Genomic DNA, 12,731 nt, shown 5'->3' with positions numbered 1-12,731 from the left:
TGCCATCGAATATAAGCCCCAGACTCACCGAAACATCAAAGCTGGCACTCGCCCGACGATACTTCCCCCGAGAGATAACATCAGCAATCAGCTAAACCGCCTCGGATTAAGCACCGTGGGTGGGATCAATCAATATAGAGTCACTCTGGTTAACGATAGCAGTTAGCAACTTGGGATTAAGATAAGAGGGTATTGATAGAACAGGAGAATAGAGAAATGATGGCGGAGGAGGAGAGATTCGAACTCTCGAACGGTTACCCGTCGACGGTTTTCAAGACCGTTGCCTTCAGCCACTCGGCCACCCCTCCGCAACGGACCGAACTATAAACAGAGCACTGCCGCTTGTAAAGCTTGTTTGTGGTTAATCGGCCAAAAAACCGTCATCTGAATATCGAGTGATGAATTAATCGTCATGACTGATGATTCGCTGCGCAACAACCCGCACTTTTATCTCGTACTGCCGCCCTTTGCAGGTGAATACAGAGATTTCTTTGGGCTGTGGGCAAATATTTGCTAAATTAGCGGCCATTTCATTGAGTTAATCACCGAGGTGATATGTTGGAGTTTGAAGGTCGGAGTATTGAGACCGACGCGCAGGGTTATCTGAAAAACAGCGCCGACTGGAGCGAAGCTTTAGCCGCGATTTTGGCTGAACAGGAGGGCATCACGCTGACAGATCCTCACTGGGAAGTGGTGCGTTTTGTGCGCGCTTTTTATCAGGAATTCAATACCTCTCCCGCCATCCGTATGCTGGTTAAAGCCATGGCACAGAAATATGGCGAAGAGAGAGGTAATAGTCGATATCTCTATCGTTTATTCCCCAAAGGGCCAGCAAAGCAAGCGACGAAAATTGCAGGTTTACCCAAACCCGTAAAATGCATTTAACAGGCGGCACCATTGCCGCCATGGCACCCGCCGACTGGCGAATTAATAGCGAATATCAAATGTTGTAAAGGGCGTGGCCGGATGAGGTTCGGTCAGCAAGCGATCTACTCGCGCCCCACGTGGCCCCCCCTGCTTAATCCACGCCATCAGGCTATCTACTGCCTGTTGCTCACCGTAAGCCAGCACCTCCACACTGCCGTCATCACAATTTCTGGCATAACCCGTCACCCCCAGTTTCTGCGCCTGACGTTGTGTGCTATAGCGAAAACCGACCCCCTGGACGATGCCGTAAACATAGGCAGCCGTGCATATTTTTGCCATATCAACCCCTCATCAACGTGATAATTTGCATTTTCCGGCTCATACTCCGACAATACCGCTCTTTTTTAGCTAGCTGGCAGCCACTTAATTATGACCTTACGCCTGATTCTTGCCAAAGGACGTGAAAAGTCCTTACTTCGTCGCCATCCATGGATTTTCTCTGGAGCCGTTCTGCGCCTTGAAGGCGATGCCCTTCCCGGTCAAACTATCGATATTCTTGATAGCCAAGGTAAATGGCTGGCCCGCGGTGCTTACTCTCCTGAATCACAAATTGTGGCACGCGTCTGGACCTTCCAACAAGATGAAGTGATAGACCGCGAATTCTTTGTCCGCCGCCTACAGCAAGCACAGAGCTGGCGGGATTGGCTGGCACAGCGGGATGGCTTGAATGGCTACCGTCTGATTGCCGGTGAATCTGATGGCCTGCCGGGTATCACCATTGACCGCTTCCAGAATTTCCTGGTATTGCAGTTGCTATCTGCCGGTGCCGAATATCAGCGGGCTGCACTGGTCAGCGCGTTGCAGCAATGCTACCCGGAATGCTCTATTTACGACCGCTCTGATGTTTCGGTGCGTAAAAAAGAGGGCTTACCACTGACCCAAGGGACAGTTTGCGGCGACATGCCTCCGGCTCTGTTGCCAATCAGCGAAAACGGTATGCAGTTGTTGGTTGATATTCAGCAAGGTCATAAAACAGGTTTTTATTTGGATCAGCGCGATAGCCGCCTGGCCGCACGTCGTTACGCCGATGACCGCCGCGTTCTGAACTGCTTCTCCTATACCGGGGCTTTTGCTGTCGCCGCGCTAATGGGCAATTGCCAACAAGTTATCAGTGTTGATACTTCGCAATCAGTGCTGGATATCGCAAAGCAGAATATTGAACTGAATCAGTTGGATATGAGCAAAGCCGAGTTCGTCCGTGATGATGTGTTCCAACTGCTGCGCAATTATCGCGCACAGGGGGAGAAGTTTGACATGATCATTATGGATCCACCAAAATTTGTGGAAAATAAGAGCCAACTGGCGAGCGCCTGTCGTGGTTATAAAGACATCAACATGTTAGCGATACAGCTATTGCGTCCCGGCGGGATCTTATTAAGCTTCTCCTGCTCAGGATTAATGCCAACAGATTTATTCCAGAAAATTTTGGCTGATGCCGCGTTAGATGCAGGCAATGATATACAATTTATAGAGCAGTTCCGTCAGGCCGCAGATCATCCGGTGATTGCAACATATCCGGAAGGTTTGTACCTAAAAGGCTTCGCTTGTCGGATAGTGTGACTTGAAATACCCCACAGCGCCCTCATATAGAAGGCAGGGTAATGTTTCTCAGGAGGTTATCATGATCGCCAGCAAATTTGGTATTGGGCAACAGGTCCGCCACAGCCTGCACGGCTATTTGGGTGTGATAATTGATATCGATCCTGAATATTCTCTTGAGCCACCTGAACCTGATGAAGTTGCAAACAATGATACTTTGCGCTCATCACCTTGGTATCACGTGGTCATTGAGGATGATGAGGGGCAACCAGTACATACTTATCTCGCTGAAGCACAGCTGACTTATGAAGATGTGGATGCTCACCCAGAGCAGCCGTCGTTGGATGAACTGGCGGCGTCCATTCGCCATCAATTACAGGCCCCACGTCTACGAAACTGAGTCTCAAGACATCTCAGTCCCAATACATATCAATAAAACCCGGCGCCCTGCCGGGCTTTTTATGGCGGGAATTTGCCCCAATGCGGGCGCGAATATTACTCTTTTTCTAAGCCCAGCCGAGGTATTTCAATTTTCGGGCAGCGATCCATAACCACCTTTAGCCCCGCATCCGCCGCCAATGTTGCCGCCAACTCATTAATCACACCGATTTGCAGCCATAGCACTTTGGCACCGATGGCTATCGCCTCCTGTGCTACGCCATATGCAGCTTCGGTGTTGCGGAAGACATCCACCATATCAATGGCATGAGGAATATCCGCCAGTTCAGCGTATACCTGCTGCCCCAGTAACGTTTTTCCAGCTAGTTTCGGGCTGACAGGGGTAACCTGATACCCCTGCTGTAGCAGATAAGCCATAACACCATAGCTGGGACGCGATGGGTTATCACTTGCCCCGACTAGCGCAACTGTTTTTACCTGCTGGAGAGTGTCAGCAATCTCTTTATCGTGCATTTTTCAGCTCCTCTGATGCGCTAAAAGAATATTTCTATCCATTTGCATTTAGGTGGAATGATAAATATTAGGCGACGTCTAAGTGTACATCATGTGGAAAATCGAGAATAAAACCGATCTAATTGATTTCATTTAATAGATATAGCACTAATAACTGTTAGATTGCCTCTTTTATCTTTAGAATTCATTAGGATAAAAATGACACATTTATACTGAATATTTCAGAAAGTAAATAAGTGTGGGCGCACGGAAAGACTTTGACACATAATCTTGCCTGTCTGACAATGTAAGTGGGTATCACCTTCAGGAGCAACACATGAAATTTGGTCTGGTGGTCGCAGGGATTTTGGCCGTTTGCTGTAGTGCTTCAGCGTTAGCCACGACCTTAAAACTTGCACCGGAAATTGACCTGTTGGTGGTCGATGGGAAAAATATGTCGGGATCCTTGCTAAAGGGGGCCGATAGTTTGGAGCTAAACAGCGGCCAGCATCAAATCCTGTTCAAAGTGGCAAAACCGCTGCCGACAGATCCGAAAATATTGTATGCATCTCCGCCACTGGTGGTGGTGTTTAATACCCGCAATATCCGCTCAGTTGCCATCAAACTACCCACTATCGATACTGAACGAGATGGGAATAAGTTCTCTAAAAACCCCACGTTTCAGCTAATTGGCGACAATGGACGCCCGCTGTCGGTGCGCCACGATGTGCTGCACGAAGAGAACCTCAACACTGCGACAACACTTGAAACCGCGATGGCAACCTATAACGTCGGGCAATACAGCGCTTCCGTTCCATCATTTGCCACAATACCGCCGTCACCAGTAAGTGCCGTGCCGGGGACCACCATTGCGGTTGCAGGTACAAATGCAACGCAGAAAACCACCCGTCTGCAAGGTGAGAATGTCGCTGAACAGATGCTGCAATATTGGTTCCTGCAAGCTGATGCCGAAACGCAACAGCGCTTCCTGCTATGGGCAAAAAAACCACCCGCTAAGTAGTGAGATCAGTTTAGGTTGCTCTTCAATATCAGGTTATGCTGGTCTCTTCGCATTTCTTTGCGTTAACGCTATGCACAAAATAGCCATTTCAGTAATCTGTCAGCAAACCGCTGGCTCTTATTGAAGGATATTTTGATGGAACTCACCACCCGCACTATTGCGGCACGTAAGCATATTGCCCTTGTTTCCCATGACCACTGTAAAAAATCACTGCTTGAGTGGGTCATGGAAAACCGAGATCTTTTGGCACAGCACGAACTTTATGCCACCGGCACCACCGGCAATCTGGTTCAAAACGCCACAGGGATTGATGTCCACTGTTTGCTTAGTGGCCCAATGGGGGGTGATCAGGAAGTGGGCGCACTGATATCTGAGAAAAAAATCGATATCCTGATTTTCTTCTGGGACCCGCTCAATGCAGTTCCCCATGATCCAGATGTAAAAGCCCTGCTGCGCCTGGCGACGGTTTGGAATATCCCTGTGGCCACTAACCGCTCGACCGCAGACTTCTTAATTGGCTCAGCTTTGTTCAGCGGTGAAGTCACCATCGCTATCCCTGATTATGATCACTATTTGAAGCAACGCCTGAAATAATCATGTAGCCCGGTGATAATCCATCGGGCTGCATTTTAGCTAGGGTTTGCGCTGAACCGGGACACCTAATTCGCTCAGTTGATGAATAAAAACAGAGGGTTTTGCCGTGTCTTGCAGCAGCCATACTTGATGTTTTGCTCGGGTCATGGCGACATAAAGCAAGCGCCGCTCTTCTGCATCAGGGAAATCCTCCGGTGCCGGTAGCAGCACATCTTCCAAAATTGACTCCCGTGCCACGGCAGGAAAACCATCACTCCCCTGATGTAAACCAGCAATAATCACATAATCAGCCTGTTGCCCTTTACTGGCATGGATCGTCATAAAATCAATGACTAACTTTGGCCACCGTGTTGCCGCCTTTGACAAAATATCGGGTCGCAGATGATGATAACGCGCCAAAATCAGGATGCGCTCGTCATCCTTAACAAAACCACTTAGCTTATCCAGCAATGTCTCAAGTTGTTCGCTCGGTAGAATCATCATCGACTTTTTATTGCCTTTACTTAAGCTATTCAGTGGTTTTTTCAATTGATAGGGATTTTGCTGAATAAACCGGTTAGCAATCTCACCGATGCGATCATTAAAACGATAGGTTGTATCCAGTGCACATTCAGCGCCCTCGCCAAAGTTCTGACTAAACGCCGTTGTGAGAGATAGCTCTGCGCCGCTGAACCGGTAAATTGCCTGCCAATCATCACCGACTGCAAATAGGCAAGTTTGCTTATTTTGCTTACGCAGTGCTGTCAGTAGCATGGCCCGCTGCGGTGAGATATCCTGAAACTCATCGACTAAAATGTGTTTCCACGGGCTGACAAACCGCCCTTTCTCCAGCAAATTTACCGCCTGATGGATAAGTCCGGAGAAATCGACGGCCCCCTCCTCTTTCAGTGCTGTTTTCCATGCTTTCAGTAAGGGTGCCATTAGACGTATACGTTTCTGGAAGAGATCGCGCACTTCCTCATCAGCCTGCTCAATCATTTCGGCCTGACTGCCGCCATGCATCCGCATCAGTCCTAACCAGCGCTCAAGTCGCCCTGCCAGCCGCGCCGCGAGCCGTTTATCCTGCCAAAAATCACCTTCATTGACTTCCCATTCCAACTCATTGGTTAGCCACTCACGCCACCCTTTAGCCTGCGCTTTCTTCTCGCTGCACTGTTGCTGCCAATGCTGAATCAGCAGCGATCTTCTGGCTTTGCTGTCAGATTCCAATTTACTGATAGCGGGGGTCTTACGGCTACCTTGCTGGATAATCTGCAATGCAAGCACATGGAAGGTTTTGGCCTGAATATCATCCACCGCTAACCGCTGCTTGATGCGGCTATTCATTTCGTCAGCCGCCTGACGGCCAAACGCCAGCAGCAAGATCTGCTCAGGTAGTGCTTCATTACGACGTAATAACCAGCCCGCACGGGCCACCAGCACCGACGTTTTACCACTGCCCGCACCTGCCAGTACCAGCACCGAATCCTCACCGTTGACCACCGCACGACTCTGCGATTCATTCAGTGGCGAGCTTTCAACACTCTGGAAGAAATCTTGATGTTCCTCCAGCATTCGGTTAGTCCATTGTTGATTACGGCGCTCTACACTGCGGCTACCTTGCTGCAACCAGCCCATACAAAGCTCATAATCTGCACGGCAAGAGTCAAACGCCATTAACCGCTGTTCGGGCATAGGTAACGCCGCGAAAGCCTCACGAATAGCGTCTTGTACCTGACCTAATTCGCTACGTTTAAACCATTTATCCTGCTGTTCAATCCGCTTAATTGATTCGACTTGTTTATGCAAAACCTCAACACAAACCAGGCTCATCTCCTCACTCCATTGCTGCCAGATGCCCAGTAAGTAATGATAAAAACGTTGGGTCTCCTGCCATTCAGTGCCATGCAAACGCACAACCTGCTGATTTGGCAATTCAAATTCCATCTCGCCCCAAACAATACCGCGCTTACATTGAATGTTAACCAACTGGTTAAACGGGATCAGGTATTGATGTTTATCACCGCATACTTCGATGCCCGCATTTAGCAAGCGAACCCGATTATAGGGGTGCTGAGCCAGATGCTTGCCAAAAGATGTCGCTTTAAGTTCCATATCTGCGCGCCATAACTCGTATTAAGTGAATTGAAATAACATAATGGAGTGTAAATAAAATAATTGAGTTTAAACAACAGGTATCCGATAGTTGAAGAAGGAAACTTACCCGTGCCATCCGTATATAATGGTTAGTCGACGTGATCACTCACCCGCATTGCGGTTTTTATATTCAGCTAGGCAGATTAATCACTATGCGTACTGTACTGAACATTCTTAATTTTGTTTTAGGTGGTTTTTTCACCACGTTGGGCTGGCTATTAGCCACAGTCGTCAGCGTCATTCTGATTTTCACCTTACCATTAACCCGCTCTTGCTGGGAAATTACCAAGTTATCATTTCTCCCTTATGGTAATGAGGCGATCCATGTCAATGAATTACACCCAGAAAAAAGTAATGCTCTGCTAACCGCAGGGGGTTCTTTATTAAATATTGTCTGGTTTGTCTTATTTGGCTGGTGGCTCTGCTTATCACATATCGTCACCGGTATTGTGCAGTGTATAACCATCATCGGGATCCCAGTGGGGATTGCCAATTTTAAGATTGCTGCTATCGCACTATGGCCGGTGGGTCGCCGTGTCGTTTCAGTCGAAATGGCGCAGCAGGCAAGAATAGCCAACGCTCAACGCCAGTATCAGCAACGCTGAATATCAGTTTTAGAGGTTTTTTGTGCTCACTTTCGTCACTGCTTTACGCCGTTATGTCTACAATAGTAGCCTGCTTTATCATGTCCGTATCTTTATCGCGTTGGCGGGAGTAACAGCGGTTCCATGGTGGATTGATCAACCTAAACTGACCATTCCGCTGACCCTCGGTGTCGTTGCCGCAGCACTGACTGACCTTGATGACCGCCTGACCGGGCGGTTACGTAACCTATTCATTACACTGATCTGTTTTTTTGTCGCATCATCCTCCATTGAGCTTTTATTTCCTTATCCCTGGTTCTTTGCCCTTGGCCTGACCTTCTCAACCTGTGGTTTCATTCTGCTGGGTGCCTTAGGCCAACGCTACGCAACCATTGCTTTTGGCGCATTATTAATCGCCATCTACACCATGCTCGGCACCTCGATGTACCATATTTGGTATCAGCAGCCACTGTTACTAATACTGGGTGCTGTTTGGTACAACCTACTGACCTTGTGCGGGCATCTTATTTTCCCTATCCGCCCCTTACAGGATAATTTGGCCCGTTGTTATCAGCAGCTTGCTCACTATCTGGAAGCCAAAGCCAATCTGTTTGATCCCGATATTGAACCTGGGGTCGATCAACCCATTATCAATGTGGCGATGGCGAACGGCACTTTAGTCGCAACCTTGAATCAAACCAAAGCCTCGCTGGTGACGCGGCTAAAAGGTGACCGGGGCCAGCGTGGGACTCGGCGCACCCTGCACTACTATTTTGTTGCGCAAGATATCCATGAACGTGCCAGTTCGTCGCATGTCCAATATCAGACGCTGCGGGAGAAATTCCGCTATAGTGATGTGCTCTTCCGCTTTCAGCGGTTATTAAGTATGCAAGCCAGAGCCTGTATGCAACTTTCGCAATCCATCTTGATGAGACAAAAGTATCAGCATGATCCCCGCTTCGAGCGCGCCTTTACTTTTTTAGATGCAGCACTGGCCAGAGAGCTGGCTCAAAACGAAAATGTGCAGCAAGTTAAAGCGCTTTCCCATTTGCTGAAAAACTTGCGGGCGATTGATGCTCAACTGGCTGGGATTGAATCAGAGCAGGTACTCGCCGAAAGCCCACAGCCAGAAAGCCGTTTATCTGACGATCGCCTCACGGGTTGGAGTGATATCAAGCTGCGCATCAGCCGCCATCTGACCCCAAAATCGGCACTCTTTCGCCACGCAGTACGCATGTCTGTCGTGCTCTGTGTCGGCTATGCATTTATTCAGTTTACCGGCATGCGCCACGGCTATTGGATCTTACTAACCAGCCTTTTTGTCTGCCAGCCCAACTATAATGCTACACGCCGCCGCCTTGCACTGCGCATCATCGGTACTCTAGCCGGCATACTTATCGGTTTGCCTATCCTCTATTTCGTGCCATCTATTGAGGGGCAGTTAATTCTGATTGTGATTACCGGGGTGCTCTTTTTTGCCTTCCGAAATGTTCAGTATGCTCACGCCACGATGTTTATTACCCTGCTGGTTTTGTTATGTTTTAACCTATTAGGCGAAGGGTTTGAGGTTGCTGCACCACGAGTATTCGACACTTTACTGGGATGCGCTATTGCCTGGGTCGCCGTGAGTTTTATCTGGCCTGACTGGAAGTTCCGCCAACTTCCAGCGGTGGTCCACAAAACACTTAATGCGAACTGCCGCTATCTGGATGCCATTCTGGTGCAATACTATCAGGGCAAAGATAACAGTCTGCCCTATCGCATAGCGCGCCGTGATGCCCATAATAGTGATGCCGAGTTAGCCTCCGTCATTTCAAATATGTCAGCAGAGCCCAAGAACGATAACGAAACTCAAGAGGCGGCATTCCGTTTACTCTGCCTGAACCACACCATGCTCAGTTATATCTCTGCGCTGGGCGCTCATCGCGAGAAACTGACCAATACCGCCACACTGAATTTACTTAACGATGCTATTTGTTATGTCGAGGGCACTCTTGAGCAAGAGCAATCAGACAGTTCGAAAATGGCACAGGTATTAGCGGGCTTATCTACCCGACTGCAAGAGTGTAATCCTGAGCCAGAGAGTAAAGACCAATTGGTTTTACAGCAGATTGGTTTACTGCTGGAGCTGTTACCTGAACTCAGTGAACTGAATAAGCAAATCAGCCAGACTCGTTAGTTAACCCACGGGCTATCCTCAGTTGCCCGTGGTTATGCTGTTTCATATACTGCGCTGACGTGTGTCTCAAACCATTCAATTAGCTCAATACGTATCATCAAGGGCAATGCAGCATAGTGATAGCCACTGATAGCCCCCGCCAGCGACAACAAAATATTTATCCCAAGCGAGTGCCGTACCGCACGTAATTTCAAATAACAGCGCTTAGCGCCCTCAAGTCGCAACTCCGCTGCATTCTTAATGCCGACTTTCCATAATAGCCGCTCAAGGCTGGCGCTAAGATTGGGTAAATCTTTCAGTCTGACTGTGGGGCCTTTTTTGCTTAAAACCTCAGTTTTGGCCTCCTGATAAGCCCGCTCCGCAAAATTACGCAGCGTGCGTTCATCACCCCATAAAAAAGCATCTACCCAATAATAGCGCAGCAAAATAGGCACCCCACGTTTAGCATAAACAAGGTTTCTCATCCCCCTGGCGCGAAATAGCCCCTCAACCTGATCATTGGCACGTAAATACAGTTCCCCCTCAGAAACCACCGCAAACATAATCCCATTAGCTAATAGGCCATAGCCGCCAAACTGTGAGCGAACCGTGATCTGGCCTAAAAAATCAAAGCAATTCCGTGCCTGCATGATTTTGTTTTCTGATGCGTTTTCCATGACTACTCCTTTAGTAAAAATCCGAACTAACGTCCCTATTCAGTTGCAATAATTGTAAGAGGAACAACTAATTAGAAAATACGCAAAATGGATTACCTAGCCAAATACAAAATGAATTTGCACGGGATTACTTCGCAATTATGCGAAGCGTCTTGTAAAAATTTAGTTGATCTTCGAACAAACAGTGACTACTGTATATGCATACAGCACACTACAGGCGAGGTTCATTATGCGTACTCAATCACTAAAACCTTATCATGCTAATTATCATTCTCTTGTTACCCGCGATTCCGTACAAAGAGTTGATGCTCCAACAGATAGTGGCCTTATCAGTGAACTTGTGTACAGTGAAGACCAGCCTGCGGTAACCCAGCTATTACTTCCTTTATTACAACAGCTTGGTAAGCAATCTCGGTGGCTCTTATGGTTAACACCGCAACAGAAATTGAGTCGTATCTGGTTACAGCAATCAGGTTTACCAGCGCATAAGGTTGTTCAGCTAAGACAAATCAATCCATTGTCAACTGTTGATGCGATGGAAAAAGCATTATTGACGGGGAATTATAGTGTTGTGCTTGGCTGGCTACCGGAGCTATCAGACAATGATCGTATCCGTTTACGTTTAGCAGCAAAGTTAGGAAATGCTTATGGGTTTGTTATGCACCCTTTGAATGACACAAAAACGGGTCAAGGACAGTGCGCAACGTTAAAAATTCATTCTTCTTTGTATCATTAAGTGAATTTAGGATTTATCCCATGAATTATTACAATATTTAGCGCTTACTCCTGTGAAACTGACATAAAGCGAGTCGGAATGCGGCTTGCAGCAGAAAATGTCTCATAGAAAAAGCTGCTTTTTACCACTAAATCGTTAAAGATTATGTACTATTTCGCTTTTTTTTCAGGCCGTTTATTACATCACACTTGTAACTTTCTCGCCACGTTGTAGACTTTACATCGCTAAGGTTGCTCTAAAATGCCAAATCATACTGGCAACGTGATTAACGGGAGCGTTAAAATCTTAACGAAGAATTTTAACCAAGGGCTTGGCTTTTTAAAGCTCATTGCCTATTTGGATGATAACGAGGCGTAAAATGAAAAAGACAGCTATCGCATTAGCAGTGGCACTGGCAGGTTTCGCTACAGTAGCGCAAGCCGCACCAAAAGATAACACCTGGTACACCGGTGGTAAACTGGGCTGGTCCCAGTACCAAGATTCTGGTTCCATCATTCAAAATGACGGCCCAACTCATAAAGACCAAATTGGTGCTGGTGCGTTCTTGGGTTACCAAGCAAACCAGTACCTGGGCTTTGAAATGGGATACGACTGGCTTGGCCGTATGCCTTACAAAGGCGACACCAACAACGGTGCTTTCAAAGCACAAGGCGTCCAGTTAGCTGCTAAACTGAGTTACCCTGTTGCACAAGATCTGGACGTTTACACTCGTCTGGGTGGTATGGTTTGGCGTGCAGATGCTACCGGTTCTTTCGATGGCGCTCGTACTAGTGGCCACGACACCGGTGTTTCTCCATTGGTTGCTCTGGGTGCTGAATACGCTTGGACCAAAAACTGGGCAACCCGTATGGAATACCAATGGGTTAACAACATCGGTGACCGTGCTACCGTTGGTGCTCGTCCAGACAATGGCATGCTGAGCGTAGGTGTATCTTACCGTTTCGGTCAGGATGATGTAGTTGCGCCAGTAGCGCCAGCTCCAGCTCCAGCGCCAGTTGTTGACACTAAGCGTTTCACACTGAAATCTGACGTGCTGTTCGCTTTCAACAAGTCAACTCTGAAACCAGAAGGCCAGCAAGCTCTGGACCAACTGTATTCTCAGCTGAGTTCTATCGATCCTAAAGATGGTTCTGTAGTGGTTCTGGGCTTTGCTGACCGTATCGGTCAACCAGCTCCTAACTTAGCTCTGTCTCAGCGTCGTGCTGACAGCGTGCGTGATTACCTGGTTTCTAAAGGTATCCCTGCTGACAAAATCACCGCTCGCGGTGAAGGCCAAGCGAACCCAGTTACAGGTAACACCTGTGCTAACGTGAAACCACGTGCTGCACTGATCGAATGTCTGGCACCAGATCGTCGCGTAGAGATCGAAGTTAAAGGCTACAAAGAAGTTGTAACTCAGCCACAGGCTTAAGTTTACAGCTTTCGTAAAAAACCCCGCAATGCGGGGTTTTTTTTGTCATGAGATTAA

General features: G+C 47.9%; 13 protein-coding genes and 1 tRNA gene. 9 read left to right on the top strand and 5 right to left on the bottom strand.

Going from position 1 to position 12,731, the window contains the following annotated elements:
- Window positions 1-220: 220 nt before the first annotated feature.
- Window positions 221-308: transfer RNA gene (locus AACW11_RS07555), tRNA-Ser, on the bottom strand.
- A gap of 247 nt (window positions 309-555) precedes the next feature.
- On the opposite strand from AACW11_RS07555, the gene tusE reads away from it, so the two are divergent.
- Window positions 556-885: a sulfurtransferase TusE gene (tusE, locus tag AACW11_RS07550; protein ID WP_005279802.1), complete on the top strand. Its 330-nt coding sequence runs from the start codon at window positions 556-558 to the stop codon at window positions 883-885.
- A 42-nt stretch (window positions 886-927) separates the two neighbouring features.
- On the opposite strand, the gene yccX is transcribed toward tusE, so the two are convergent.
- Complete coding sequence (yccX, locus tag AACW11_RS07545) at window positions 928-1,206, bottom strand: acylphosphatase (RefSeq protein ID WP_212586323.1); 279 nt, start codon at window positions 1,204-1,206, stop codon at window positions 928-930.
- A gap of 90 nt (window positions 1,207-1,296) precedes the next feature.
- On the opposite strand from yccX, the gene rlmI reads away from it, so the two are divergent.
- A complete protein-coding gene (rlmI, locus tag AACW11_RS07540) occupies window positions 1,297-2,487 on the top strand; it encodes a 23S rRNA (cytosine(1962)-C(5))-methyltransferase RlmI (protein ID WP_212586322.1) in 1,191 nt (396 codons plus the stop codon).
- Window positions 2,488-2,548: 61 nt separating this feature from the next.
- Window positions 2,549-2,866 carry a heat shock protein HspQ gene (gene hspQ, locus AACW11_RS07535; protein WP_212586321.1) on the top strand — a complete coding sequence of 106 codons (318 nt, stop codon included), beginning with the start codon at window positions 2,549-2,551 and terminating at the stop codon, window positions 2,864-2,866.
- A gap of 95 nt (window positions 2,867-2,961) precedes the next feature.
- Here hspQ and AACW11_RS07530 read toward each other — a convergent pair whose 3' ends face one another.
- Entirely contained in the window at window positions 2,962-3,378 is a 417-nt protein-coding gene (locus tag AACW11_RS07530; RefSeq protein WP_212586320.1) for a CoA-binding protein, read from the bottom strand.
- 316 nt (window positions 3,379-3,694) lie between these two features.
- Between AACW11_RS07530 and AACW11_RS07525 the strand changes: the two genes are divergently transcribed.
- Window positions 3,695-4,378 carry a DUF2057 family protein gene (locus tag AACW11_RS07525; RefSeq protein WP_212586319.1) on the top strand — a complete coding sequence of 228 codons (684 nt, stop codon included), beginning with the start codon at window positions 3,695-3,697 and terminating at the stop codon, window positions 4,376-4,378.
- Window positions 4,379-4,513: 135 nt separating this feature from the next.
- A complete protein-coding gene (locus tag AACW11_RS07520) occupies window positions 4,514-4,972 on the top strand; it encodes a methylglyoxal synthase (protein WP_004873794.1) in 459 nt (152 codons plus the stop codon).
- Window positions 4,973-5,011: 39 nt separating this feature from the next.
- On the opposite strand, the gene helD is transcribed toward AACW11_RS07520, so the two are convergent.
- Entirely contained in the window at window positions 5,012-7,066 is a 2,055-nt protein-coding gene (helD, locus tag AACW11_RS07515; RefSeq protein ID WP_212586318.1) for a DNA helicase IV, read from the bottom strand.
- 194 nt (window positions 7,067-7,260) lie between these two features.
- Here helD and AACW11_RS07510 point away from each other — a divergent pair, with 194 nt between their 5' ends.
- Both AACW11_RS07510 and yccS read left to right on the top strand, forming a co-directional pair.
- A complete protein-coding gene (locus AACW11_RS07510; protein ID WP_212586317.1) occupies window positions 7,261-7,713 on the top strand; it encodes a YccF domain-containing protein in 453 nt (150 codons plus the stop codon).
- A gap of 22 nt (window positions 7,714-7,735) precedes the next feature.
- The gene (gene yccS / locus AACW11_RS07505; RefSeq protein WP_212586316.1) at window positions 7,736-9,871 is read left to right on the top strand and encodes a YccS family putative transporter; all 2,136 of its coding nucleotides are present in this window, start codon (window positions 7,736-7,738) and stop codon (window positions 9,869-9,871) included.
- 32 nt (window positions 9,872-9,903) lie between these two features.
- On the opposite strand, the gene AACW11_RS07500 is transcribed toward yccS, so the two are convergent.
- Window positions 9,904-10,527: a TfoX/Sxy family DNA transformation protein gene (locus tag AACW11_RS07500; RefSeq protein WP_212586315.1), complete on the bottom strand. Its 624-nt coding sequence runs from the start codon at window positions 10,525-10,527 to the stop codon at window positions 9,904-9,906.
- Window positions 10,528-10,756: 229 nt separating this feature from the next.
- Here AACW11_RS07500 and sulA point away from each other — a divergent pair, with 229 nt between their 5' ends.
- Both sulA and ompA read left to right on the top strand, forming a co-directional pair.
- Entirely contained in the window at window positions 10,757-11,263 is a 507-nt protein-coding gene (sulA, locus tag AACW11_RS07495) for an SOS-induced cell division inhibitor SulA (RefSeq protein ID WP_212586314.1), read from the top strand.
- Window positions 11,264-11,621: 358 nt separating this feature from the next.
- The gene (ompA, locus tag AACW11_RS07490; protein ID WP_212586313.1) at window positions 11,622-12,674 is read left to right on the top strand and encodes a porin OmpA; all 1,053 of its coding nucleotides are present in this window, start codon (window positions 11,622-11,624) and stop codon (window positions 12,672-12,674) included.
- The last annotated feature ends 57 nt before the right edge of the window (window positions 12,675-12,731 follow it).

It is taken from the genome of Yersinia sp. Marseille-Q3913 (assembly GCF_963892745.1).
GTDB lineage: Bacteria > Pseudomonadota > Gammaproteobacteria > Enterobacterales > Enterobacteriaceae > Yersinia > Yersinia bercovieri.
The sequence above is the reverse complement of the archived record's forward strand: the minus strand, read 5'-3'. Positions and strand labels throughout refer to the sequence as shown.